Genomic DNA, 24,781 nt, shown 5'->3' with positions numbered 1-24,781 from the left:
CGACTCGTTCCGACCTGCGGCGCGGGTGGAGACGGGAGCGGGGGAGCCGATGGAACCGGAGCGGACGCGGATACCGGTGCCGGGCGCCGAGGCGCTGGCGGCGACGGTGACGGTGCCGGACGGCGGGCCGACGGCGGTGCTGCTGCTGTGGCCCGCGCTCGGCGTGCCGGCCGGCTACTACGCGCCGTTCTGCGCCGAGTTGGCCGCGCGCGGGGTCGCGGTGGTCGCGGTCGACCTGCGCGGACAGGGCGAGAGCGGGCCGGCGCCCGACCGCCGGTCGACGCACGGCTACCACGCGCTGGCCGCCCGGGACTTCCCCGCGGTGACGGCCGCGGCCCGGGCCAGGTTCGGGGCCGAGGTGCCGCTGTTCCTGCTCGGCCACAGCATCGGCGGGCAGGCCGCCCTGCTGGCCGCGGCGCGCGAACCGGCGGCCGTGGACGGCCTGGTACTGGTCGCCTCCGGCACCGTGGACTTCCGCGGCTTCACCGGCGCCGCCCGCTGGCGGGTGCTGGCCAACACCCAACTCCTCGCGCTGATCGCCACGTTGTGGGGCTACTGGCCCGGCCACCGGCTCGGCTTCGGCGGCCGCCAGCCCGCCCGGCTGATGCGCGACTGGGCCCGCCTCGGCCGTACCGGCCGCTTCGCGCCCGCCGGCGCCGATCTCGACTACGAGCAGGCCCTTGCCGCGCTCGACCTGCCCGTCCTCGCCGTCTCCCTCCCCGACGACCGCCTCGCCCCCGCCGGTGCGGTCGACCACCTGGTGGGCAAGCTCCCCGCCGCGAAGGTGGAGCGCCGGCACCACCGGCCCGCACCCGGCGAAGCCGGCGACCACGTCCGCTGGGCGCGCTCCGGCGGCGGGATCGCCGAGCTGATCGCCGACTGGCTGCGCGGCGGTCGCTGAGCCATGGGGGAGAAGCGCACCCTGCACCCGGTGTCCGACGAACAGGGCGCTCCGGTAAGGGACTTGGCGGCCCGCGAACGGATCCTGGCGACCACGCTGCGGGTGCTGGCACGGGTCGGCTACGCGAAGGCCACGGTCGGCGGCATCGCCCAGGAGGCGGGCGTCGGCAAGGCCACCGTCTACCGCTCCTGGCCGCACAAGGCCGCCCTCACCCTGGACGCCGTCCGCACCACGCTGCCGGACATCCCGGTCGACGACCTCGACGACAGCCCGCGCGAAATCCTCGCCCTGGCCCGGGCGTTGGCCGGGCTCTACGGCGCCCCGCAGGTCCGGGCGATCCTGCCCGCGCTGATCTCGGACGCCGCCACCGACCCCGAACTCGCCCACCGCCTGCGCACCGAACTCGTCGAACCCCGCCGCGAACGCTCCGCCACCGTGCTGCGCCGCGCCGTCGCCCGGGGCGTGCTGCCCGAGGACACCGACATCCACACCCTGCTCGACACCTGGGCGGGCCTGATGCTGTTCCGCGGCGTCGTGCTGTGCGGCGGCGAGTTGGACGACCGCGCGGTGCGGGCGCTGGTGGCCGCGGCGCTGGCCTCGCCGCCGCGGATCTGCTGAACGCCGGGCCGAGCCTGGAACGGCGAAACGGCCGCTCCCTCGGGCGAGGGGGCGGCCGTTTTCGGGGCGGTCAGATCAGCGTCGACCAGTAGAACCAGAAGCGGTTCAGGATCAGCAGGGCGACCACCAGGAAGCCGGCGACCGGGCCCAGCCACTGGTGCCGGAGGGCGGCGAAGCGGCGGACGGCGGCCGGGGCGGGCAGGACGCCGGTGCGCAGGTTGTGGATCGTGGTGGACCAGAAGAGGGTGATGACCACGGCCCAGACCACCATGCAGTACGGGCACAGCGCGCCGATCTCGTACAGCGCCTCGTGGATCAGCCAGGCGACGAAGCCCAGGCCGACCAGCGTTCCGCCCTGCAGGGACAGCCAGAACCAGCGGCGGTAGGAGGCGCCCGCGAGCAGGCCCGCGCCGATGGCGGCGAGGGCGCCGAACGCGGCCAGGCCGATGATCGGATTAGGGAATCCGAAGACCTCGGCCTGCTCGGTGCGCATGACCGAGCCGCAGCTGATGATCGGGTTGATGTTGCAGTTCGGCTGGTAGGCCGGGTTCTCGATCAGCCGGATCTTGTCCAGCGTGAGCTGGGCGGACGCGGCCAGGCCGAGCAGCCCGGCCAGCAGGATCAGCCAGGAGAAGCGGCGACTTGCCGCCACCGGGCCGGTGTGGGCCGTGGTCATCGCGTCACCCGCCGATCGTCTGCTTGACCAGCGCGCCGAACTGCTCGCCGGAGAGCGCCTTGCCGTCCTGGCCGATCACGTTCAGCGTCTTGCCGTCGAGCTTGACGGTCGGGGTGCCGCTGACGCCGCTCTTGTTGAAGGCGTTGGCGACCTTGGTGGCCCAGCCCTTGTAGGTGCCCTCGGTGACGGCCTTGGTGAACGCCTCGGTCTTCAGGCCCGGGACCTGGTCGGCCAGCTCCAGGATGTGGTTGACGTCGCCGAAGGCGTCGTCGCGCTCCTCGGGCTGGTTGGCGTACAGCACGTCGTGGAACTGCTTGAACTTGTCGACGCCCTCGTTCAGCGCGGCGCCCGCCGCGGCCAGCGCGGTCTTGGAGCCCTTGCCGCCGAGGTTGTTGTCGAGGAACGCGGCCAGGTGGTACTCGATCTTGTACTGGCCCTGGTCGGCGAGTTCCTTGACGGTCGGGCCGGCCGCGGTCTCGAACATCTCGCAGACCGGGCAGCGGAAGTCCTCGTACACGGCCAGGGTGTGCGGGGCGTCCGGGTTGCCGTAGACGACCACGGTGTTGTCCGGGCCGGAGGTGTTGGCGGGGATCGCCGTCGAGCTGCTGCCGGAGTCGGAGTCCTTGGAGGCGTTGACGGCGAGCGTGGTGCCGCCCGCGATCACGGCGACGGCCGCGACCACCGAGATGCCGATGGTCAGGGTGCGGCGGCGCTTGGCGCGCAGCGCCTCCGCCTGCTGGGCCTGCTTCAGGCGCTCGCGGGCCGAAACGGTCTTGGCGGACTTGTGGGTGCTGGGCATGGTGATCCGTCTCCTCTGCACCCGGCGGCGGGCGGCACGACGCGGCCCGGCTCCGGCCGGCGAGGCCACCTGAACAGGTGGTTTCGGCGGAACGGGAGCAGGCGCGGGCGGCCCGGCGGGGTGCGGGTCAAAAGGGGTGTGGGGCAGTGCGGGATGCCCGGAGACGGCCGGGAGCGGCGCGAGGCGCGAAGCGGCGGACCGTCAGCAGGCGAAGGCCGGCTGCGGCGGTCCGCGACGCGGGGCGGGAGTGTGGACGGCGTCCTGCGGGCGGCGCGGGGCGGGCTCGGCGCCGGCCCGGGGCAGCAGCGCGGCCGGGCAGGCCGGGCGGGCCGCCAGCAGCAGCGAACGCCAGCGGCGGGGCAGTACCCGGGCCACCGTGCGCAGCGCCTCGCCGACCCCGTCGAGGGCGGCGTCGGCCAGCCGCAGCCAGGCCGCGGCGGCCAGCGCGAGCGCCAGGTGCACGCCCAGCACCAGCAGGCGCAGCTGGCCCGCCGAGTTGTGCGTCCACTGCGCGAACAGTTCGGAGCCGCCGACCCGGTCGCCGCCGCAGACCAGCAGGTCCACGCCGCGCATCGGCCGGGAACAGGCGTCCTGGCCGAGGTTGAAGGCGGTGTTCAGCAGCAGCTCGACCGGCACCAGCACCGCCGACAGCAGCAGGAAGCGGCGGCGCGCGCCGTCCAGCAGGACCGCGAGCAGGAAGACCGCGAGGCAGGCCGCCGCGACCAGGGTGAGCGGCAGGGCACGGCCGGTGATCACCACCTGGCCGAACGCGGCCAGCGGCACGGCGAGCGCGGTGAACACCGCGCCCCGCAGGGCCCTGGTCGCGTGAATGCCGGTCATGGCTCCGGAGTATGCCACGCCGAAGGTCCCGGGCACGAGGGCCGTTCGGCCCCCCGACCTGCGGATAAGCGCCGAATAAAGGGGACTTCGGCGGCCGGTGGGGCGGGCGCGGGACGGATCGGCGCCCGCCCGGCCGGGCGGGCGGCGTGGGACTTGTCACGCCGTCGCTGTGACCCCGGCCACCGTCACCACAGCTCCACGGCGTGCGCCCGGACCTGCGCGCCGATCCGCGCCAGCACCTCCCCGGCGGGCAGCGGATCGAGCCGCCGGCCGTCGCGCAGCCGCACCCCGAGGGTGCCGTCGGCGACCTCGCGCGGACCGAGCACCACCTGGTACGGCGCGAGCCGCGCCTCCCGGACCCGGGCGCCCAGCGAACCCCGGTCCGCTCCCAGCACCTCCGCCCGCAGGTCGAGCTCCAGGCAGCGCGCCGCCAGCTCCCGCGCCGCGCCGTCCTGCTCCTCGCCCAGCGGCAGCACCGCCAACTGCACCGGCGCCAGCCAGGCCGGGAACGCCCCGCCGTGCCGCTCGATCAGGTGCGCCACCGCCCGCTCCACGCTGCCGACGACCGACCGGTGCACCATCACCGGCCGGTGCCGCGCCCCGTCCGGGCCGACGAAGTGCAGGTCGAACTGCTCGGGCTGGTGGAAGTCGACCTGCACGGTGGACAGGGTCGACTCGCGGCCCGCGGCGTCCACCACCTGCACGTCGATCTTCGGCCCGTAGAACGCCGCTTCGCCGACGCCCTCCTCGTACGGCACGCCCAGCTCCTCCAGCACCTCCACCAGCAGCGCGGTCGCCCGCTCCCACAGCTCCGGCCGGGCCACGTACTTGCCGCCCGGGCCGGGCAGCGAGAGCCGGTAGCGGGACGGGACGATGCCCATCGCCCGGTACGCCACCGCGATCAACTCCAGTGCGCCGCGCGCCTCCTCGGCCACCTGGTCGAGGGTGCAGAAGATGTGCGCGTCGTTCAGCCGGATCGCCCGCACCCTGGTCAGCCCGCCCAGCACCCCCGACCGCTCGGAGCGGTACATGTCGCCCAACTCGGCCATCCGCAACGGCAGTTCACGGTAGCTGCGGGCGCGGGAGCGGAACATCACCGCATGGTGCGGGCAGAGGCTCGGGCGCAGCACCAGCTGGTCGTCGTCACTCATCGACAGCGGCGGGAACATGTCGTCCCGGTAGTGCGCCCAGTGCCCGGACAGCTCGTACAGCTCGCGTTTGCCCAACACCGGGGAGTACACGTGCCGGTAGCCCGCGCGGCGCTCCAGGGCGCGGACGAAATCCTCCAGGCTCTGCCGCACCGCGGCGCCGTCCGGCAGCCAGAACGGCAGACCCGAACCGATCAGCGGATCGGTGTCGAACAGGCCCAACTCGCGGCCCAGCTTGCGATGGTCGAACACGGCGGTCTCCTCACCGGAAGGGGGACGAGCCGCCGGTGGCCGCACATGCGAAAGCCCTGGGCGCTCGGCCCCGGGGCTTGAACTCACTGCAGCAGTCAGCGCGCCGGGACACTCTCCGGCGTCGTCGTCAGCATCGCAGCGCGCTTCATGGCCGCCACGCTAGCGGGCAGGCCGCGCGACCGCACCCGAATTGCCGGGTCGGCGTCCGGTCGGCGGTTGCGGACCGGCACGGGGCGCCCACGCTCCGTTAGGGTGGGTGCTGTTCGGACCGTGGCGGCAGGGGAGAGATGCGATGGTGACGGCAGCGGACAGCACCCTTCCGGAGCTCGACGCCGAGGAGCTGGTCCGCTGGCGGGCGGGCGGCGGGCGGCTGGTCGACCTGCTGACGGCCGCTCAGAAGCTGGGCCCGGTGGCCGGGTTCAGGATCGGCGAGCGGCAGGTGGTGCTGGTCGCCGGGGCCGAGGAAGTCCAGCAGGTGCTGGCCCGCGAACCCGACACGTACGTCAAGCACGGCCACCGCGCCAAGGTGCTGCTCGGCGACGGCCTGCTGTGCGCCGCCGGCGAGCCCTGGCGGCGTCAACGCAAGCTGCTGCAACCGCAGTTCACCGTGCGCGGCATCCGCGCCTACGAACCGCAGCTGCGGGCCGCCGTCGCCGCCCTCGCCGACCGCTGGCGGGCCGCCGCCGACACCGGCGAGGAACGCGAACTCGACGCCGACCTGAGGTACTTCTCGCTCGACGTGATCTGGCGCGCGCTCACCGCGCAGGCCCTGGACGAGCCCACCTACCGGCAGCTGGTCGCCGCCGGGGACAGCCTTGCCGCCATCCCCGCGTTCGCCCCCGCCACCGGCGAGACCGGGCTCGACTTCAGCCGCGCCGTTGCCGACGCCGACCGCGCCGCCGAACACGCCGTCGCCCTCGCCGGGCAGGCCGACGAACCCACCCTGATCGCGGTGCTGCTCCGGGCCGCGAGCGAACTGCCCGACTACGACCGGAAGTTGGTCCGCGACGAGCTGCTCACCCTGATGGTGGCGGGCTACGAGACCACCGCCACCACGCTCGGCTGGCTGTTCCTGCTGCTCGACGAGCACCCCGAACAGCGGGAGTGGGCGCTCGCCGCCGGGCCGGCCGGATCGGCTGAACGGGCCGCCGCTGTACGGGCGTTGATCGACGAGACGCTGCGGCTGTACCCCGTCGCCTGGCTGATGCCCCGGCACGCAGCCGAGACCGGAGCCGTCGGCGGGGTGACCGTCCCCGCCGGGGCGACCGTGCTGCTCTGCCCCTACCTGACGCACCGCGACCCCGGGCTGTGGCCCGACCCGGAGGCGTTCCGGCCGCAGCGCTTCCTGGCCGCCGAGCGTCGCCCCGCGCCCGGCGCCTACTTCCCGTTCGGGCTCGGCCCGCGGGCCTGCATCGGTGCCCAATTCGCGCTGCGGGAAATGACGTTGCTGTTGGAGGAGGTGCTGCCCGCCGTCCGGCCGGAGATCCGGGAGCGGCCGAGCGGCGTCGGCTACCGGCTGACGGTGCACCCCGACGGGCCGGTGCGGGCGGTGCTGCGGCGGTAATCGTTTGCGGCGCTCCGTGATGCGCCGTCAGAATCGGCGGCGATGAAGACTGCTGAGCATGACGGCGCCCGCCCCGTCGCACTGGTGACGGGAGTCGGCCGGACGGTGGGCATCGGCGCCGCGATCGCCGAACAACTCGCCGCCTCCGGTTGGGACATCGCGCACACCCACTGGACGCCGTACGACACCCGGATGCCCTGGGGCGTGGAGGCCGGTGCCGTCGAGACCGTCGGCGCCGCGATCCGTGCGCACGGCGCCCGGCAGCTCGCGGTGCCCGCCGACCTCGCCGACCCCGACACCCCCGCCCGGCTGTTCGACCGGGTGACGGCCGAACTCGGCCCCGTCACCGCGCTGGTGATGAGCCACGCCGAATCCGTCGACTCCGGCCTGCTCGACACCACCGTGGAAAGCTTCGACCGGCACTTCGCCGTCAACACCCGCGCCAGTTGGCTGCTGATCCGCGAGTTCGGCCGCCGCTTCGCCGGCCCGTTCGGCACCGGCCGGATCATCGCCCTCACCAGCGGCCACACCGTCGGCAACCTCCCCTACGGGGCCAGCAAGGGCGCCCTCGACCGGATCACCCTCGCCGCCGCCCACGAACTCGCCCACCTCGGCATCACCGCCAACGCCGTCGACCCCGGCCCCACCGACACCGGCTGGATGGACGACGCCACCCGCACCGGGATCCTCGCCCGAACCCCCCTCGCCCGCCTCGGCACCCCCCGGGACGCGGCCCGCCTGATCGACTTCCTCTGCTCCCCGGACGGTCAGTGGATCAACGGCCAACTCCTGCAGAGCAGCGGCGGCTTCCAGTAGCGGGGGCAGACCCTAGCTGCGGTGTTCGGCGAGGGTACGGAGTTCGCGGGTGCGGGCGGCGAGTTCGTCGAGGGTGAGGGTGGCGGTGCCGTCGGTGAGGCTGCCCAGGGTGGAGCCGTCGGCCCAGGCGCAGACCGGGAGTTCGCGGTCGGTGTCCTGGAGCAGGGCGCAGGCGAGGCTGCCGCCGAGCGGGCCGGGGTCGAAGGTGCGCAGGTCGGTGACCTCGGTGCCGTCGCGGAGGGTGCGGGTGCCGGTGGGGGAGTAGCCGCCGAGCATGCGGGTGGCCGCCTCGGCGGCGTCCGGGACCGAGCCGGAGAGGCCGACCGCCAGCAGCTCCGCCTCGCCGAGGCCGGTCGCGCCCGGCTGCCCGTACGCGACCACCTCGATGCTGCGCGGCACGTAGCGCTTGGCGTTGTCCGCCTGGTAGGCCGCGCGGAGGCGGGCCAGGTCCTGGTCCTCGGCGACCCGGGACAGGCCGGCGAACTCGGCCGGGAGGGCGACCGTGCGCTGCTCGGACTCGGAGTCGATCGCGACCAGGCCCAGCGCGAGGAGGGAGAGTGCGGCCACCGCGCCGATGCACAGGCCGAGTTGCTTCCCCGTCAGCCGCCGGTGCCAGGGCACCGGCGGCTGCTGCCCCGCCGCCCAGATCGTCCGCAGGCTGTCGACGCCCGACTGCGGCGGCTCCTCGGCGGTGGTCATCGGCTCCCCCTGGCTGAAGTGGAATCAGGTCGTCCGGTCGGACGACGGCGAGCACTCTACAAGCACGCTGAGCAGCGGTGACGAGGGGGCCGGGGCGGGCAGTGGTCGGGATCAGGCGGTGGTCGGGGCCGGCGGGCGTTCGCGGAGGGTGGGGGCGAGGAGGAGGGCGACGGCGGTGAGGGCGGTGGCCGCGTGGAGCGGGCCGGTGGGGCTGGGGAGGGTGCCGGCGGCGAGGAGCGGGCCGGCGGCGGCGCCGAGGTTGAGGGCGGCGGTGGCGTAGGAGCCCGCCATGGTGGGGGCGTTGGGGGTGGTGGTCAGGGTGTGGGCGATGAGCGTCCCGCCGGCGGCGAAGGAGAGGGCGCCGAGCAGCGGCACCAGGGTGAGGACGGCGGCCGGTCGGCCGGCCAGGACGGCGAGGGCCGCCCAGCCGAGGGGCAGCAGCGGCACCGCCACCGCGAGCAGCCGCAGCGGGTGCCGGTCGGCGAGGCGCCCGGCGACGCCCACACCGCAGAACGTGCCGAGACCGAACAGCACCAGCACCACCGGCACCCAGCCCCGCCCGAGCCCGGCCGGGCCGGTGACCAGCGGGGCGAGGAAGGTGAACGCCGCGAACGTCCCGCCGTTCACCAGCGCGCCCAGCAGCAGCACGCGGCGCAGTCGGGGCCGGGAGAGTTCGGCGAGTTCCGCCCGCAGCGCGGGCCGGTCGGTCGTCCCGGGCTCGGACCGGACGCCGGCCAGCACGCCGACCGCGGCCGGTACGCAGAGCAGCGCCACCGCCCAGAACGAGGCGCGCCAGCCCAGCAGTTGACCGAGCAGCGCACCCGCCGGCACGCCCACCACGGTGGCCACCGTCGTCCCCGACAGCAGCACGCCGATCGCGCGCCCCCGCCGCTCCGGTGCGACCAGCGCACCCGCCGTCGTCACCGCCAGCGCCAGGAAGCCGGCGTTCGCGAGCGCCGCCACCACGCGGCTCGCGCACAGCACCGGGAACGAGTCGGTCACCGCGCCCACCGCGTGGGCCGCCGCGAACAGCGCGACGAACCCGAACAGCCCGGCGCGGCGCGGCCAGCGGCGGGCCAGGGCCGCCATCGGCGGGGCGCCGGCGGCCATGCCGACGGCGTAGGCCGACGTCAGCAGGCCGGCCGTGCCGACCTGGACGCCGAGTTCGGCGGCGAGGTCCGGCAGCAGGCCGGACAGCATGAACTCCGAGGTGCCCATGGCGAACACGGCCAGGGCGAGCAGGTACAGGGCAAGAGGCATCGCACGGTACTCCGGGGTGAGGAGAGGAAACGGACTGCCGTCTCGTCACCCGGTCACCGCGCGGAACGCGCGCGGCGGGCACGCCGCAGAGCCGCGCGGCCCCGGCGGTTCTCCGGGGGCGGCGCGGGCGCGCAGGCGCGGACTCGGGTGCTCAGGGGCCGACGGCGGAGCCGAAGACCCCCGCCTCGTCCGACTCGGGGCTCACCACGCTGCGTACGCTACCGAACACCCGCCGTCCGGTCACCCGGATTTCTTCCGGGCGGGCCCGGCGACCTCCTTGCGGAGCGCCATGGCGGCCACCTGGTAGCCGTTGGCGCGGTACAGCGCGATGGCGCCCTCGTTGCCGCCGAACACGTTCAGGCCGAGGGCCGTCCAGCCCTCGCGGGCGGTGAGGGCCTCGGCGGCCCGGAGGATCGCCGAACCGAAGCCCCGGCGGCGGAACTCCGGCCGCACGTGCAGGTCGTACAGCCACGCCGAGGCGGTGCCGCCGGCCAACTGGCGCGGGTCCGGCCCGATCCAGGCGTCGCCGACCACCCGGCCGGCCTCGTCCTCCGCGACCACCAGGTGGTGCCCGTCGGTGTCGACCCCCTGCGGCAGGAACTGCGCGGTGCCCTCCCGGGCCCGCTGCCGGGCGAGCTCCTCGGGCAGGAACGCGGCGAGCTCGCGCGCCGTCTCCGCCTCGCGGCGCTCCGTCACGGCCTGGTACTCGGCGGGCGTCATCCGCCGCAGCTGCACGGTTCGATCAGCATCCATCCGGACATCTTCGGCCGTGCGGCGGCCGGTGCGAAAGCCGGTTTTCGACGCCTGCTCGGCCGGGCGCCGGATCAGCTGCGGGAGCGGCGCCACTCGGCGAGCTCCGCCTCGACGTCGACCGGCGCCACGCCGAGCGGCGGGCCCTCGATCGGGCGGCGAAGCGCGGCGTCGATACGGGAGTTGAGCTCGGCCAGCCGCCGACGCAGCAGCGCCTCGGTGGGCGCGAGGCGGGCGGCGTCGAGCGCCTCGCGCAGCTCGTTGCGCAGCACGAGCGAGGGCGGCAGGAAGCTCAGCCCCTCCCGTTCGAGCTTCTCCCGGACCCACCACATCTCGTGGTACGGCCGCCCCTCGTGCGCCAGCGGCCTGCCCGCCCCCGGCAGATCGTCGAACGCACCGCGCTCGGCGGCCTCCCGGATCTGCCGATCGACCCAGCTCTCGAACGTGACCCCTGGGGGCTTGCGGTCGGTCACGGCGCGATCCTCCCGTTCGGTTCGGCGCGGACGGCTCTCCTTCACGAGCCTACGTCAGTGCCCGGCGGTGCGGGGCGGGCCGATCACGGGAAGTCTCTTGCGGCAACTGGTTTGTCATGCAAACCTGACGGCATGACAGACGCATCGGTGCCCGCGAACGGCACCCCGCACGAACTCTCCGCCTGGATGGGCGAGTTGACCCGCAAGGTGCGTGCCGCTCAGCGCGGCACCTGGTTCCCGCTGCTGCTGCTCGGCGGGCTCACCATGGGCGGCATCCTGGTCAGCCGTCTCACCTACCGGCTGCTGACCGTCCCCTGCCCCGACCTCGCCGGCGACTGCACCCTGGTCAGGCAGGGCTCCCCGTTCTACTGGCCGATCGGGCTGGCCGTCGCCTACCTCGCCACCGCGGTCTTCTACCTCCGCCGGGCCCGCAGTCGGGGCGTCGGCACGGCCGTGCGGCCGTACGTCCTCACCGGCGTCGTCCTGCTCGCCGTGGTGGCCGGCACCAGCTTCTGGGTCACCCGGAACGGGATCCCGCAGCCCGGCGCACCGCTCGACCTCTGGGGCCTGCACCTCGACGCCGCCGCGCCGACGACCCGGTTCCTCGGACGGCTGATGGGAGGCGCCCTCGCCGTGGGCCTGCCATTGCTGGTGCTGGCCCGGGTCGAACGCAGCCGCGCCCTGCTGCTGATCGCCGCACTGTACCTGGCCATGGAACTCGTCCCGCTCGGCAACGGCTGGGCGGGCATCCCGATCACCTCGCCGTGGGCCTTCCTGCCGCAGTACGCCGCCCCCGGCGCACTGCTCCTGCTCGGGGCGCTCGGCTTCGCCCTGGCGGAACGGACCCGGGGACGCGCCGCGTCATGACCGACCAGCGAAACCTGCCCGACCAGCACGAACCCCACCCCGCCAGCGGCCTGGACGACGTGGTCCACCAGCGCGTCCGCCTCGGCATCCTCACCGTCGCCCACCAGGCCCGCCGGGTCGAGTTCGGCTTCCTGCGCACCGCGCTCGGCCTCACTGCCGGAAACCTCAGCCAGCACCTGACCGTCCTGGAGAAGGCCGGCCTGATCACGATCGAGAAGGGCTACGAGGGCCGCCGCGCCCGCACCTGGCTCACCCTCAGCCCGGCCGGCGACCGGGCGTTGCAGGAGGAGGTCACCCAGCTCAAACGACTCATCCAGCAGATCGAGAACGGCCGCCCGGGGTAGGGGAGTCGGCTGCGACGCCCGGGGCTCTCGGGAGCCCTCCGGGAGCTTCGGTGCGTAGGCTGCCGGGCGACCTGATCTACCGTCACGAGGAGGCAGCCGCCGTGCCCAGCAGCCATACCGGTATTCGTCTGATAGCGCCCGGCGACGCCGGCCCGATCGCCGGGCATCGGCTGCGGGACGTCGAGGCGTTCCGGCGGTGGGAGCCGGAGCAGCCGGCCGAGTTCTTCACGGTGGAGGGGCAGGCGGCGCGGATCGAGCGGTTGCTGGCCGGGCACCGTGACGGGACGGTCTGGCCGGGGGTGGTGCTCGCGGATGATCAGGTGGTCGGACAGATCACCGTCGGCGGCATTCTCCCGCATCCGCACCTGCGGCGCGCCTCGCTCGGCTACTGGATCGCGACCACCGCCCAGAACCAGGGCCACGCCGGCCGCGCCGTCGGGCTCGCGCTGGAGGTGATGACGGAGCAACTCGGGCTGCACCGCGTCGAAGCGTTCACCAACCTGGAGAACCTCCCGTCCCAGCGGGTCCTGCGCCGCAACGGGTTCAGCCCGTACGGGGTCGCGCACGGCGCGATCCTGCTCGACGGGCGGTGGCAGGACTCGCTGATGTGGGAGCGGATTCTCGACGGGGAGTCGTGAGGGGAATCTGGCCGACACGGCCACTGACCGATCACACCGGCCCGGGGTGTCGGCGCCGCGGGAGTTCGCGGGTTGCGGAGGCGGGGGTGGGCGGCGGGGCATAGCGTGGAGCGCATGCGCATTGTCATCGCGGGTGGTCATGGTCAGATCGCGCTCCGGCTGGAACGGCTGCTGAGCGGGCGGGGCGACGAGGTCGCGGGGCTCATTCGGCGGCCGGAACAGGCAGGAGACCTGTCGGCGGCGGGGGCCGAACCGGTGGTGTGCGACCTGGAGTCGGCCTCGGTGGCCGAAGTGGCCCGGCATCTGGAGGGGGCGGACGCGGCGGTGTTCGCGGCCGGGGCCGGCCCGGGGAGCGGCGCGGCGCGGAAGGAGACGGTCGACCTGGGCGCCTGCGTGCTCTTCGCGGACGCGGCGGAGGCGGCCGGAGTGCGGCGCTTCGTGGTGGTCTCGTCGATGGGGACGGACCGGGAGCCGCCGAAGGGCACCGATCCGGTCTTCGCCGCGTACCTGCGGGCAAAGGCGGCGGCGGACGCCGAGGTGCGTTCCCGGTCCGGTCTCGACTGGACGATTCTGCGCCCGGGCGGCCTGACCGACCAACCGGGCACGGGCCGGGTGAAGTTGGGCGAGTCCACGGGGCACGGCACGGTGCCGCGCGACGACGTGGCGGCGGTGCTCGTCGCCCTGCTCGACGAACCGGCCACGGTGGGGCGGACGTTGGAGCTGATCAGCGGCAACTCGCCCGTGGCGGAGGCGGTTTCGGCAGCCGGAAGCTAGTGCTCTGGCCGCATGGGTCCGCCGGGTGGAGCGGGAGCCCTCGCAGCGTGGCTTCCATGACGCCGAAGGGCGTATCGGCGACTACCTGGCCAAGCATGCGGGACGAGCCACTGGTGGGGCGGACGTTGGGGCCTGCTGATGGCAACTCACCGGTGAGGGGCATGGTTTCGAAGTCTGCCGGGAGATGTCCTCGCGGGCGCGCCCCGACAGGTGGGGCTCCGGGCGTGACCGCCGGGGCGGTCAGTGGCCGGGGAGGGCGGCGCGGGCGAGGGCGGCGGCGCCGATGAGGCCGGCGGTGGTGGCGAGGTGGGCGGGGGTGACGGTGAGGTGGCGGGTGAAGGGGAGGGTCGCGTAGGCGGCGAGGTGGCGGGCGAGGGGGGTGAAGAGGAGGTCGCCCGCGGTGGCGACGCCGCCGCCGATCACGGCGACGTCGAGTTCGACCAGGGTGGCGGTGGCGGCGATGCCGGCGGCGAGGGCTTGGGCGGCGCGGTCGAACGCGGCGAGGGCGACGGGGTCGCCGGCCGCGGCGGCGCGGGCGACGCCGGCGGCGGTGAGGTCGCCGTCGGGGCCCGGCCGCCAGCCGTTCTCGGTGGCGGTGCGGGCGATGGCCGTGCCGGAGGCGAGTCCTTCGAGGCAGCCGCGTGAGCCGCACGGGCAGGGGCGGCCCCGGAAGTCGACGCTGATGTGGCCGAGATGGCCGGCGTTGCCGGTGGGGCCGGTGTGCAGGCGGCCGTCGAGGACGAGGCCGGCGCCGACGCCGGTGGAGACGACCAGGCAGAGCGCGTTGCGGTAGGGGCGGGCCGCGCCGCGCCAGTGTTCGGCGGCGGTCATGGCGACCGCGTCCCCGCCGAGGACCACCGGCAGGCCGCGGACGGCGGGGTGCGCGGCGGCCTCGGCGCGCAGCGGGAACTCGCGCCAGCCGGGCAGGTTGACGGGGCTGACGGTGCCGGCGGCGATGTCGACCGGCCCGGCGCTGCCGATGCCGAGCGCGCCGACCCGGGGCCACGCGGGGTGGCGGGCCAGCGCGTCCAGGACGCCGGAGACGGCGGCCATCAGCCGGTGCCGGTCGCCGTCGGCGGGGGTGGGCACCTGGAGCCGGTGCAGCAGCGCGCCCTCGGTGTCGACCAGGCCGCCGGCGATCTTCGTGCCGCCGATGTCGAGGGCGGCGAGCAGCGGCCCGCCGGGCGCGGCGGGTGCTGCCGGTTGCTGACTCATGGTGACGTCTCCGCAGGTGGGACGGGGAGCGCCGTGGTGCGTGGCAGGGCGCCGTCGGATCGGTCTTGTGATTCTGGCCCCCTTTGACAACGTTGTCCAGCAGGTGCGCGGCGCGGCCCGGACAGGTCCCGGCGGGAGCGCGGACGGCAGTTGAGGGCAGGGCGCACAAGGTTCTTCTTGGCCCGCACTATTCTCCGTGCCATGACGAGCAGCCTCCGCACCGGTGTCCGACCGACCATGAAGGACGTCGCCGCGGCGGCCGGGGTCGGGCTGAAGACCGTCTCCCGGGTGGTCAACGGCGAGAGCGGGGTGACGGTCGAGACGGCGGGCCGGGTGCGGGAGGCGATCGAGGCGCTCGGGTTCCGGCGCAACGACAGCGCGCGCCTGCTGCGGACGGGGCGCACCGCCAGCGTCGCGCTGCTGCTGGAGGACATCAGCGACCCGTTCTCCTCCGCGCTGTCCCGCGCCGTCGAACAGGTGGCGGCGGCCCAGGGCTGCCTGCTGTTCACCGGCTCCAGCGGTGAACGGGCCGAACGGGAAAGGGAGTTGGCGCTCGCCTTCTGCGCCCGCCGGGTGGACGGGCTGATCGTGGTGCCGGCCGGCGACGACCACCGGTACCTGCTGCCGGAGATCGCCTCCGGCACGCCCGTGGTCTTCCTCGACCGCCCAGCCGGCGGCATCGACGCGGATGCGGTGCTCAGCGACAACGCGGGCGGCGCCCGCCGGGGCACCGCGCACCTGATCGCCCACGGCCACCGCCGGATCGGCTACATCGGCGACCAGCGGGCCATCCACACCGCCGCCGAACGCGAACGCGGCTACCGCGCCGCGATGGCCGGGGCCGGGCTCCCGGTGGACGAACGCTGGGTGGACTGCGGCCCCACCGACCGGGCCAGGGTCGGCGCGGCGGTGCGCCGACTCACCACCGGACCGGACGCCGTCACCGCGCTGTTCACCGCCAACAACCGCGTCACCCTGGCCGCGCTGCACCACCTGCCCGCCGGCCGCCGCCCGGCCGTGGTCGGCTTCGACGACCTGGAGCTCGCCGACCTGCTCACCCCCGGCCTCACCGTGGTCGCCCAGGACCCGGCCGCCCTCGGCGCCCTCGCCGCCCGCCGCCTGTTCGCCCGCCTGGCCGGCGACTGCGGCGCGCCCGAGCGGCTGGAGCTGCCCACCACGCTGATCGCCCGGGGCTCCGGCGAGCTCCGGCCGTAGCGCCCGGCCGTAGCGCCCGCCAGGCCGTGGCTCAACCGGCCTGCGGGGCGGGCGAGTCGAGCAGCTCCAGCCAGTACCGCTGATCCGCGCCGATCCGGCCGGGCGGGAGGTCGAGCAGCCACCGGGTCAGCTCCGCGCCGACCGGGAGCTCGCGGTGGGAGCCGAACTCCAGCCCGGGCAGGTCGCCCCCGCGCAGCCACCCCTCCAGCACGTCGGCGAGGTGCCGGTCGGCGGTCGGCGTCCGGGTCGCCGCCCAGGCGCGCAGCCACGGGGCGAGGGCGCCGGACGCGGTCGCGACGGTCTCCAGGGTCTGTGCCACGTCCGGGACGGGCGCGGGCCGGTCGAGGGCGGCGAGCCACCAGGCGTCCAGCACCTCGGCGAGCTGCTCGGCGTGCGGCCACCCGCGCCAGTCGGCGGCGACCAGCCGGGAGGCGATCAGCGGGCCGTCCACCAGCAGCCGGCCGGTGGTCAACTGCCGCAGGATGCGCGGCGCGAGGCGGCGGTAGAGGGTGGGGAAGTCGTCCCACAGGTCGGCGCCCTTCGCCGCCGCGCGGTGCAGCAGGGCGTCCGGCAGCAGGGTCGGCGGCCCGGCCAGCAGGGCGAAGTCCTCGGCGCTCCAGCAGTGTTCGCAGCCGTGGACGGGCGGGCCGGGGCGTGAGCTGCCGCCGGCGGAGTCGAGGGCGTCCAGGGCGTGGTGCAGGCGCTGCTGAGCGGTCGTCATGGTTCCTGCCAGGGGTACTCCGCCGGTGCGAGTGGCGAAGAGCGCGACGCTACCAGAGGGCGGCGGGCGCGTGCGGGCGGCGTTCGGCAAAGGCTTTCCAGGAGGTTGCATCGAGCTCGGGTGGTGATCGTCACACCGGGCGGGTTGAAACGGGAGGGGTGTGCGGGGCGTCGGACATCTTCGGGAGAGATTTGCCAGTCGAGCAGATCGGGGAACGCATGGTGTCCGGCGAGCCGAAGGACGCGGAAGCGACGGACGGGCCGAGGGAAGCGGCCGGGGCGGCGGACGGAACTGCGGAGCGCGCGAGACGGTGGCCCGCCCGGAAGCAGAAGCAGAAGCAGAAGCAGAAGCAGAAGCAGAAGCCGGAACAGGAGCCGAAGCAGAAGCCGGAACAGGAGCCGCGGCGCGGCCGGTTCGCGAGGCTGCGCCCGGACTATCCGCGCGGCGGCCGCCGGGGCGTCCGGCGCTGGCTCCCGTCCTGGCGTCAACTGGCGCTGCTGGCAACGGCGTTCGTCGGCATGCTGACCGCCGCCGCGCTGGTGATGTACGTCCGGACGGACATCCCCGAGGACCTGAACGCGTTCGCCACCCAGCAGAACAACGTCTTCTACTGGGCGGACGGCACCGAGATGGCCCGCACCGGCCTGGTCAACCGGCAGGACGTGCCGCTGGAGCAGGTGCCGCAGCACGTGCAGTGGGCGGTGCTCGCGGCGGAGAACGCGAGCTTCTACTCCGACCCCGGGATCTCGGTCAAGGGCATCGCCCGGGCGTTCTACCGGATGGGCTCCGGCGGCGACACCCAGGGCGGCTCGACGATCACCCAGCAGTACGTGAAGAACGCCTACCTGAACCAGCGTCAGGACTTCTCCCGCAAGCTCGAAGAGGCGTTCATCGCCGTCAAGCTGGACCGGCAGGTGGAGAAGAAGGACATCCTCAGCGGCTACCTGAACATCAGCTGGTTCGGGCGCGGCAGCTACGGCATCGAGCGCGCCGCGCAGGCCTACTACGGCAAGGACGTCTCCCAACTCAACGCCAGCGAGGGCGCGTTCCTCGCCGCCGTGCTGAAGGGCGCCGCGCTGTACGACCCGGCGCTCGGCGACGAGAACCGGGCCCGGGCGGTGGAGCGCTGGTCGTGGATCCTGGACCGGATGGTGGAGATCGGGAAGCTGTCCGCCGAGGAGCGGGCCCAGTACAACGTCTTCCCGGAGCCGCAGGCCCCGCTGAAGCAGGCCGGCCTGAGCGGACAGACCGGCTACCTGGTGGACCTCGCCCGGACCTACCTGCAGAGCCACTCCGACGTCACCCCGGCCCAGTTCGACCTGGGCGGTTACCAGATCTGGACGACCTTCGAGAAGCCCCGGCAGACCGCGCTCACCCAGGCCGCCCAGGACGCCGTGAAGAACCTCGACCCCGAGCAGCGCCCGGCCGACCGGGACGTCCACCTGGGCGCCGCCTCGGTCGCCTCCGACGGGCGGATCCTGGCCGTCTACGGCGGCCCCGACTACCTGAAACAGGGCTTCAACAACGCCAACACCGTGAACGTGCCCACCGGCACCGCCTTCACCCCGCTGGTGTACGCCGCCGCGCTCGACCAGGGCGTCCAGCGCGAACGGCAGGGCAGGCGCACCCCGGTCGGCCCCACCACCCCCTACAACGGCGACAACGGCATCGACCTGCAGACCCCCGAGGGCCCGTACTGGGCGCGGGACGGGAAGAAGGCCAAGGCCGCCAACGACGGCGAGCGCAGCTGGGGCCGGATCGGCCTGCGGACCGCCGTCGAACAGTCCGTCAACGGCCCGCTGGAGCAGCTCGGCATGGACGTCGGCCTCGACAACGTGCGCCGGGCTGCGCTCGGCTTCGGACTGCTGCCGGAGAGCATGGGCGACCTGGTGCCGGGCTTCTCGCTCGGCAACTCCACGCCCAGCGCGATCCGGCTGGCCGACGCCTACACCGCGTTCGGCGGGCAGGGCATGCGCACCGACCCGTACTCCGTCGCCCGGGTCACCCGCAACGGCGGCGAGGTCGCCGTCCAGCTCCCGGCCCCCGTGCGGGCCGTGCCGGCCGCCGTGGCCGCCGAGGTCGACAGCGCGCTGCGCGGCGCGGTCGAGAACGGCACCGGCAAGGAGGTCGGGAAGGCCGTCCCCGGCGCGGCCGGGAAGACCGGCGTCAACCAGGCGCGCACGGCGGGCTGGTTCGTCGGCTACCGGGGCGCGGTCACCACCGCCGTCTCGCTGTTCCGGATGGACGCGAAGACCCTCGAACTGCAGCCGCTGACCGGGGTGGCCGGGGCCGACCCGGCCACCCCCGACCACACCGTCCCCGCCGCCGTCTGGGCCGCCTACACCAAGGCGGCGGGGTGATGAAGTGCCGTTCCCGGGAGGCTACTTGAGGTAGGTCGGCCAGTCCGGCGCCTGGGCCGGGTCGAGCCGGCGGAGCTGGTCCAGGACCTTCGGGTCCTGGGCGTCCAGCCAGTCGGCGAGCTCCTTGAACGAGACGCAGCGGACGTCCTGCTTGTTGCAGACCTCCTTCATCACGTCCTCGATCGCCTGCATGTAGATGCCGCCGTTCCAGGTCTCGAAGTGGTTCCCGATGAACATCGGCGCCCGACTGCCGTTGTAGACCCGCGCGAACCCGTCGAGGTACCCCTCGCGGGTCTGCTTCTCCCAGGAGTTGTACTTGCGCGGATCGCCCTGGGTGCTGTCGCCGGACTGATTGGCCAGGAAGTTGAAGTCCATCGACAGCACCTGCTTGTCGCCGAACGGCAGCAGTTGCAGCGGGAAGTTCCACACCCCGCCGACCTTCGACGGCCACACCTGGAACTCGCCCGGCGAACTCGCGTCATAGCGCCAGCCGAGCTCCTTCGCGACCTTGAGCAGGTTCGCCTGCCCCTCCAGGCAGGGCGCGCGACCGCCCGCGAGGTCCTTGCGGAAGTCGAACGGGAGCGGTGCCTCGTTGCCGAAGCCGGTGTTCGTCCGCCAGTCGGTGACGAACGAGTACGCCTGCTCGATCTCGCTGCGCCACTCCTCCACGCTCCAGTCGCCGCCGCCCTTCGGGCCGCAGTAGTGGCCGTTGAAGTGCGTGCCGATCTCGTTGCCGTCCTGCCAGGCCAGCCGCAGCTGCGCGAGCGTCTCCTTCACGTGCTCGTCGGTGGGGAAGGAGATCGCGGCGTTGCCCCGGTCGTGCTGCGGCGGGCGGTACAGCGAGCGCTTCTCCTCGGGGAGCAGGTAGATCCCGGTGAGGAAGAACGTCATGTTCGCGTGGTTGTCCTTCGCCAGCTTCCGGAACCGGGAGAACAGGTGGTCGTCGTTCTCCAGCGCGCCGTCCCAGGAGAAGACGACGAACTGCGGGGGCTTCTCGCCCGGCTTCAGCTTCTCGGCCTTCAGCTGGTCGGGCTGCGGCCCCGTGTCGGAGGTGGAGCCGTCGCCGAGCACCTTCACCTTGCCGTCCCAGGACGGGGACGGGGATGGTGACGCCGGGGCTGGGCCGGTCGTCGGTGGGGCGGTGCCGGTGGTGGGGCTCGGAGCGGAGAGCGAATGCTGTGCCGGGGCGGCGTCGCCACCGGTGGTCAGGCTCACCGCGAGCGCGCTGACCGCGCCGGCGGCGACCACGGCCGCCGCGATCCGCGCCGTTCTGGCCCGTCGTCCCGTGCCGCCGCCCGGGTGTCGTCCGTCCGTCATCGCTCGCCGTCCCCTCCGTCGTACGGCCGCCCGGCTGGCAGACCGTTCTCGGTAGTAGGACGACCCGATGATCGGAATGGTTACTGAGTATGTAGTCGTATCAATGAAGAGACCGGCTCCGTCGGGCGACGGTGCGTCAGGTGGCGAGCAACTGCAGGGCCAGCGACCGCAGTTCGCGGTCGGGGTGGCCGCCGCCGGTGTGGGCGAGCGGGTCGTCCGGGGCCAGGCGGTACGGGGAGAAGGCCAGCGCGCGGAGGGTGGGGCGGAGCGAGTCGGGGACGCGGCCGATGTCGGCGAGACAGCGGAGGGCGGACAGGCCCAGGGCGGACGGGCCGACCAGGTCGGCCAGGGCCGGGAGCGCGCGGTCCGGGGAGCCGGACAGCCGGTGATGGGCGTCGGCGGCGGCCAACCGGACGTGGTCGCGGGCGGCCAGCAGGGGTTCGAGCAGCGGCAGCAGGACGGCGCCCGCCGGGCCGACCGCGCTCAACTCCTCGGGCAGCCAACGCGGTTGAGCGGATTGAAGGAGCTCGCGGAACGCGGCGAGGGCCGGCGCGGGGTCGCCCACCAGCCGGTGGTGGGCGACGGTGACGGCGATGCGCAGCGTCGGATCGTCGCGGTGGATTTCGGGGGAGAGGAGCTCCGGGGTCGCGGCGCCGAGCCGGCCGAGGGCGCGGGCGGCAGCGGCGGCGAGGTGCACGTGGCCGGTGCGCAGGCAGGCGAGCAGCTCGGGCACGGCCGCGCGGGCGGGCCCGCCGAGGGCGGGCAGGGCGGCGATCAGGGCGGCGGAGTCGGCGAGCCGGGCCCGGATCGGCGGGACCAGCCGTTCGGCGGCCGACGGGAAGAGCCGGGCCGCCTCGGCGAGCAGGTGCGGGTCGGGCCGGTCGCCCAGCAGGTCCAGCGCGCGCGGGTCGCGGGCGCGGATCAGGCCGAGCAGCGCGGACGGGTCGCCGGCCGCGTGGGCGAACAGGGTGTCGCGCAGGTCGGCGCCAGGGGCGGGCAGTGCCTCGATCCAGTGGGCGATGGTGCGCAGGTGGTGCGCGGAGCGGCCGTCGCCCTGGTGGGGCAGGGCGGCCAGCAGCAGTTCCAGCACCTCGCCCTCGCGGTCGCGCCAGGTCTCGACGATGTGCTCGGCCAGCCAGGTGCCGCGGGTGCCCCGGTCGCCGGCGGCGATCCAGCGGGCCGCGACGGCCAGTGCCGCGTCCGGGTCGAGGGAGAGGGCGCAGGTCAGCCGCGCGTCCATGTCCCGCTCGTCCGCCCACGGCATGCTCCACGGCGGGCGCGCGCCGTCGGCGGCGAACACCTCGACCAGCTCGGGGGCGTACGGCGCACCGTCCCGTTCGGCGGTCAACAGCGCTGCGGCCAGGCGTAGTTCGGGCGGTGCGTCGTCGGGAGTCGCCGCCCGGTGGCCCAGCGCGCCGAGGGTCAGCAGCGCGTCCGCCCGCACCTGCGGCACCGGATCGCCGGCCAGCAGCCCGCCGACCCGGCCCGCGACCTCATCGACCTGCCGCGTCGGCAGCAGGTCGGCGACGGCCGCCACCACGCGCAGCGCACCCTGCCGCACCTCCGGGTCCGGGTCCGCGAGGCAGCGGGCGATCTCGGGCAGCACGCGGACCAACTCCGCGCACATATCGGCCACTTCGGAGCGCTCCCAGCGCGGGGACGCCACGTCCTCCGCCCCGTGATCGGCCATCAGCGCGAGCAGCAACAGCAGATCCACCCGCCGCCCGGCGCCGTGCCGGGCGGCGTGCGCGAGGAACGCGACGGCGGGACCGGACGCCGGGTAGACACTGCCCTGGTGGTACACCGTCCCGAACAGTTCGTGCACCGCCTCCTCGACCGCCTCCGGGTCGGGCCGGTACAGGGCGCGGATCAGCTCGGGGACGTCCTCGGCCGAGCCGTACGCGTGCGAGAGGGCGGCCCAGTCGACCTGGTCGAGTTCGTTCGGCGGTCGCATCCGGCGGCGCTCCTCGGTGGATCGGGTGCGGCCGACGCTACCCGCAGGCCGTGACAGCGAACGTCGCGGCCCCCGCCGGGTGCTGACGGGCGGCCGGACTGTTCGTGGACAGCTCCGACGGGCCGGGGTTACGGTGCAGCTCGCGCCGACCGACCGTCACCGAGGAGTCCGCACAGATGAAGGACACCACCCCGCTCGACCAGGGCTGGAGCCTGCACCACGACGGGGAGTCGCTGCCCGCGACGGTGCCCGGCTGCGTGCACACCGATCTGCTGGCCGCGGGGCTGATCCCCGACCCGTACCTGGACGCCAACGAGCTGGAGGTGGCCTGGGTCGGCCGCCGCGACTGGACGTACAGCCTCGACCTGCCCGCCCCGGACGGCGCCGGGCACGAGCGCACCGACCTGGTCTTCGAGGGCCTGGACACCGTCGCCACCGTCACCCTCGGCGGCGTCGAACTCGGCCGCACCCGCAACATGCACCGCCGCCACCGCTTCGACGCCACCGGCCTGAGCGGCGCGTTGACGGTGCGTTTTACCAGCGCCTACACGGAGGCCGAGCGGGTCCGCGGCCTCGTCGGCGAGCGGCCCAACGAGTACCCGGAGCCGTTCCAGTACATCCGCAAGATGGCCAGCAGCTTCGGCTGGGACTGGGGCCCGACCCTGCCCACCGCCGGCATCTGGAAGCCCGTCGCCGTCGAACGCTGGTCCACGGCCCGGATCGCCGAGGTCCGCCCCCTGGTCACCGTCGACGGCGACACCGGCCGCGTCGAACTGCACCTCACCGTCGAACGCACCGCCACCGGCGCCGGACGCCCGCTCACCGCCCGCGCCACCGTCGCCGGCGCGGTCGCCGAGGCCACCTTCGACGGCGACCGCGCCGTGCTGACACTGGAGGCCGAAGGCGTCGCCCGCTGGTGGCCGCGCGGCCACGGCGACCAGCCGCGCTACGAACTCGCCCTCATCCTCACCGACGGCGAGGCCGAACTCGACGACTGGCGGCGGCGGATCGGCTTCCGCACCGTCGAACTGCACCGCACCCCCGACGCCACCGGCACCCCCTTCACGCTGGCCGTCAACGGCGAGCCGCTGTTCGTGCGCGGCGCCAACTGGATCCCCGACGACACCCTGATCACCCGCGTCACCCCCGCCCGCTACCGCACCCGCCTGCTCCAGGCCGTCGACGCCAACATCGACCTGATCCGGGTCTGGGGCGGCGGCATCTACGAGCAGGACGCGTTCTACGACCTCTGCGACGAACTCGGCCTGCTGGTCTGGCAGGACTTCCCGTTCGCCTGCGCCGCCTACCCCGAGGAGCAGCCGCTGCGCGGCGAGATCGAGGCCGAGGCCCGCGACAACGTCGTCCGGCTGATGCCGCACCCCTCGCTGGTGCTGTGGAACGGCAACAACGAGAACCTGTGGGGCTTCCGCGACTGGGGCTGGGAGCAGCAGCTGAACGGCGACTCCTGGGGCGAGGGCTACTACCTCGGCCTGCTGCCGCGCATCGTCGCCGAACTCGACCCCACCCGCCCCTACAGCGCGGGCAGCCCCTGGTCCGGCAGCTGGGACCACCACCCCAACGACGTCGACCACGGCACCCACCACTCCTGGGACGTGTGGAACCGGCAGGACTACGCCGAGTACCGCGCCACCGTCCCGCGCTTCGTCGCCGAATTCGGCTGGCAGGCCCCGCCCGCGCACGCCACCCTGCGCCGCGCCCTCCCGCACGAGACCCTCGCCGCCGACTCGCCCGGCATGCTGCACCACCAGAAGGCCGGCGACGGCAACGGCAAACTCCGCCGCGGCCTGGAACGCCACTTCGACCTCCCCGCCGACTTCGACCGCTGGCACTACCTCACCCAGGTCGTCCAGGCCCGCGCCATCGCCACCGGCATCGAGCACTGGCGCTCCCACTGGCCGCACTGCGCCGGCACCGTGGTCTGGCAGCTCAATGACTGCTGGCCGGTCTCCTCCTGGTCCGCGATCGACGGCGACGGCCGCCTCAAGCCGCTGCACCACGAACTGCGCCGCCTGTACGCCGACCGCCTGCTCACCCTCCAGCCCGCCGACCGCGACGGCGCGCCTCGCACCGCCCTGGTCAACCAGTCCGCCGAACCCTGGACCGCCACCGTCCGGCTGCGCCGCCTGGACACGGCGGGACGGCTGCTCGCCGAGCACACCGAGCAGGTCGCGGTCGGGCCGCGCGAGGTCCGCCAACTGCCGCTGCCGGAAGGGCTGTTGATCGAGGAGGGGTCGACGAAGGAGTTCCTGGTGGCCGACGCGGACGGCCTGCGCGCCGTGCACGTGCCCGTCGCCGACAAGCTGTTCGCCTACCCGGTGCCCGAGTTCGACCTCGACGTGACGCCGGCCGGCGACGACGCGGCGGACGTCCGGGTCACTGCCCGCACGCTGCTGCGCGACTTGCTGCTCCAGCCCGACCGCCTCCACCCGTCCGCCACCGCCGACCGCGGCCTGACCACGCTGCTCCCCGGCGAGCAGTTGGTGATCCGGGTGCGCGGCGCGGGCGCCCCGGGCGCCGAGCAGGTCCGGGCCGCGCTGTTCTGCGTCGAGCCGGCCTGAC

At 74.4% G+C, this 24,781-nt stretch carries 23 protein-coding genes; 11 read left to right on the top strand and 12 right to left on the bottom strand.

Annotated elements, in window-relative coordinates; all coding sequences use genetic code 11:
- Positions 1-49: 49 nt before the first annotated feature.
- Together ACWEMJ_RS20285 and ACWEMJ_RS20280 are read left to right on the top strand one after the other, a co-directional pair.
- Positions 50-901 (top strand): alpha/beta hydrolase family protein, encoded by an 852-nt coding sequence (locus ACWEMJ_RS20285; protein WP_452138458.1) that lies wholly within the window; start codon positions 50-52, stop codon positions 899-901.
- A gap of 30 nt (positions 902-931) precedes the next feature.
- The gene (locus tag ACWEMJ_RS20280; RefSeq protein ID WP_452138457.1) at positions 932-1,519 is read left to right on the top strand and encodes a TetR/AcrR family transcriptional regulator; all 588 of its coding nucleotides are present in this window, start codon (positions 932-934) and stop codon (positions 1,517-1,519) included.
- Between the two features lie 70 nt (positions 1,520-1,589).
- Here the strand turns inward: ACWEMJ_RS20280 and ACWEMJ_RS20275 are convergent, their stop codons facing one another.
- The 4 genes from ACWEMJ_RS20275 to thrS form a co-directional block, all read right to left on the bottom strand.
- Entirely contained in the window at positions 1,590-2,195 is a 606-nt protein-coding gene (locus tag ACWEMJ_RS20275) for a vitamin K epoxide reductase family protein (RefSeq protein WP_452138456.1), read from the bottom strand.
- 4 nt (positions 2,196-2,199) lie between these two features.
- Positions 2,200-2,994, bottom strand: coding sequence for a thioredoxin domain-containing protein (locus tag ACWEMJ_RS20270; RefSeq protein ID WP_452138455.1), 795 nt, complete (start codon positions 2,992-2,994; stop codon positions 2,200-2,202).
- A 201-nt stretch (positions 2,995-3,195) separates the two neighbouring features.
- Positions 3,196-3,834, bottom strand: a complete 639-nt coding sequence (locus tag ACWEMJ_RS20265) for a hypothetical protein (RefSeq protein WP_452138454.1) — start codon at positions 3,832-3,834, stop codon at positions 3,196-3,198.
- A 185-nt stretch (positions 3,835-4,019) separates the two neighbouring features.
- Positions 4,020-5,234 carry a threonine--tRNA ligase gene (gene thrS / locus ACWEMJ_RS20260; protein ID WP_452138453.1) on the bottom strand — a complete coding sequence of 405 codons (1,215 nt, stop codon included), beginning with the start codon at positions 5,232-5,234 and terminating at the stop codon, positions 4,020-4,022.
- A 292-nt stretch (positions 5,235-5,526) separates the two neighbouring features.
- Between thrS and ACWEMJ_RS20255 the strand changes: the two genes are divergently transcribed.
- Entirely contained in the window at positions 5,527-6,798 is a 1,272-nt protein-coding gene (locus ACWEMJ_RS20255) for a cytochrome P450 (RefSeq protein WP_452138452.1), read from the top strand.
- Positions 6,799-6,840: 42 nt separating this feature from the next.
- Positions 6,841-7,614 carry an SDR family oxidoreductase gene (locus ACWEMJ_RS20250; protein ID WP_452138451.1) on the top strand — a complete coding sequence of 258 codons (774 nt, stop codon included), beginning with the start codon at positions 6,841-6,843 and terminating at the stop codon, positions 7,612-7,614.
- 12 nt (positions 7,615-7,626) lie between these two features.
- Here the strand turns inward: ACWEMJ_RS20250 and ACWEMJ_RS20245 are convergent, their stop codons facing one another.
- The 4 genes from ACWEMJ_RS20245 to ACWEMJ_RS20230 form a co-directional block, all read right to left on the bottom strand.
- Positions 7,627-8,313, bottom strand: coding sequence for a hypothetical protein (locus tag ACWEMJ_RS20245; RefSeq protein ID WP_452138450.1), 687 nt, complete (start codon positions 8,311-8,313; stop codon positions 7,627-7,629).
- A 111-nt stretch (positions 8,314-8,424) separates the two neighbouring features.
- On the bottom strand, positions 8,425-9,573 hold the full coding sequence (locus ACWEMJ_RS20240) for a Cmx/CmrA family chloramphenicol efflux MFS transporter (protein WP_452138449.1): 1,149 nt from the start codon (positions 9,571-9,573) through the stop codon (positions 8,425-8,427).
- 240 nt (positions 9,574-9,813) lie between these two features.
- Positions 9,814-10,326 (bottom strand): N-acetyltransferase family protein, encoded by a 513-nt coding sequence (locus ACWEMJ_RS20235; RefSeq protein ID WP_452138448.1) that lies wholly within the window; start codon positions 10,324-10,326, stop codon positions 9,814-9,816.
- Positions 10,327-10,397: 71 nt separating this feature from the next.
- Positions 10,398-10,796 carry a DnaJ family domain-containing protein gene (locus ACWEMJ_RS20230; protein WP_452138447.1) on the bottom strand — a complete coding sequence of 133 codons (399 nt, stop codon included), beginning with the start codon at positions 10,794-10,796 and terminating at the stop codon, positions 10,398-10,400.
- 132 nt (positions 10,797-10,928) lie between these two features.
- Here ACWEMJ_RS20230 and ACWEMJ_RS20225 point away from each other — a divergent pair, with 132 nt between their 5' ends.
- The 4 genes from ACWEMJ_RS20225 (at position 10,929) to ACWEMJ_RS20210 (ending at position 13,419) form a co-directional block, all read left to right on the top strand.
- Entirely contained in the window at positions 10,929-11,663 is a 735-nt protein-coding gene (locus ACWEMJ_RS20225; RefSeq protein WP_452138446.1) for a hypothetical protein, read from the top strand.
- Positions 11,660-12,007, top strand: a complete 348-nt coding sequence (locus tag ACWEMJ_RS20220; RefSeq protein ID WP_452138445.1) for a winged helix-turn-helix domain-containing protein — start codon at positions 11,660-11,662, stop codon at positions 12,005-12,007. Before ACWEMJ_RS20225 ends, ACWEMJ_RS20220 begins: the two co-directional genes overlap by 4 nt.
- A gap of 59 nt (positions 12,008-12,066) precedes the next feature.
- Positions 12,067-12,645, top strand: a complete 579-nt coding sequence (locus ACWEMJ_RS20215; RefSeq protein WP_452138486.1) for a GNAT family N-acetyltransferase — start codon at positions 12,067-12,069, stop codon at positions 12,643-12,645.
- A gap of 114 nt (positions 12,646-12,759) precedes the next feature.
- Complete coding sequence (locus tag ACWEMJ_RS20210; protein WP_452138444.1) at positions 12,760-13,419, top strand: SDR family oxidoreductase; 660 nt, start codon at positions 12,760-12,762, stop codon at positions 13,417-13,419.
- Between the two features lie 240 nt (positions 13,420-13,659).
- Here ACWEMJ_RS20210 and ACWEMJ_RS20205 read toward each other — a convergent pair whose 3' ends face one another.
- Positions 13,660-14,634, bottom strand: coding sequence for an ROK family protein (locus ACWEMJ_RS20205; RefSeq protein ID WP_452138443.1), 975 nt, complete (start codon positions 14,632-14,634; stop codon positions 13,660-13,662).
- Positions 14,635-14,835: 201 nt separating this feature from the next.
- Between ACWEMJ_RS20205 and ACWEMJ_RS20200 the strand changes: the two genes are divergently transcribed.
- Positions 14,836-15,849, top strand: coding sequence for a LacI family DNA-binding transcriptional regulator (locus ACWEMJ_RS20200; protein WP_452138442.1), 1,014 nt, complete (start codon positions 14,836-14,838; stop codon positions 15,847-15,849).
- A gap of 31 nt (positions 15,850-15,880) precedes the next feature.
- Here the strand turns inward: ACWEMJ_RS20200 and ACWEMJ_RS20195 are convergent, their stop codons facing one another.
- Positions 15,881-16,570 carry a hypothetical protein gene (locus ACWEMJ_RS20195; RefSeq protein WP_452138441.1) on the bottom strand — a complete coding sequence of 230 codons (690 nt, stop codon included), beginning with the start codon at positions 16,568-16,570 and terminating at the stop codon, positions 15,881-15,883.
- A 191-nt stretch (positions 16,571-16,761) separates the two neighbouring features.
- On the opposite strand from ACWEMJ_RS20195, the gene ACWEMJ_RS20190 reads away from it, so the two are divergent.
- Positions 16,762-18,930, top strand: a complete 2,169-nt coding sequence (locus tag ACWEMJ_RS20190) for a transglycosylase domain-containing protein (RefSeq protein ID WP_452138440.1) — start codon at positions 16,762-16,764, stop codon at positions 18,928-18,930.
- A 21-nt stretch (positions 18,931-18,951) separates the two neighbouring features.
- Here ACWEMJ_RS20190 and ACWEMJ_RS20185 read toward each other — a convergent pair whose 3' ends face one another.
- Both ACWEMJ_RS20185 and ACWEMJ_RS20180 read right to left on the bottom strand, forming a co-directional pair.
- Positions 18,952-20,247 carry a hypothetical protein gene (locus ACWEMJ_RS20185; RefSeq protein WP_452138439.1) on the bottom strand — a complete coding sequence of 432 codons (1,296 nt, stop codon included), beginning with the start codon at positions 20,245-20,247 and terminating at the stop codon, positions 18,952-18,954.
- A gap of 136 nt (positions 20,248-20,383) precedes the next feature.
- Positions 20,384-22,201 (bottom strand): hypothetical protein, encoded by a 1,818-nt coding sequence (locus ACWEMJ_RS20180; RefSeq protein WP_452138438.1) that lies wholly within the window; start codon positions 22,199-22,201, stop codon positions 20,384-20,386.
- Between the two features lie 176 nt (positions 22,202-22,377).
- Here ACWEMJ_RS20180 and ACWEMJ_RS20175 point away from each other — a divergent pair, with 176 nt between their 5' ends.
- Positions 22,378-24,780, top strand: a complete 2,403-nt coding sequence (locus ACWEMJ_RS20175) for a glycosyl hydrolase 2 galactose-binding domain-containing protein (RefSeq protein ID WP_452138437.1) — start codon at positions 22,378-22,380, stop codon at positions 24,778-24,780.
- Position 24,781: the final 1 nt, after the last annotated feature.

The organism is Kitasatospora sp. NPDC004531, assembly GCF_053602195.1.
This window is presented reverse-complemented; position numbering and strand designations above follow the sequence as displayed.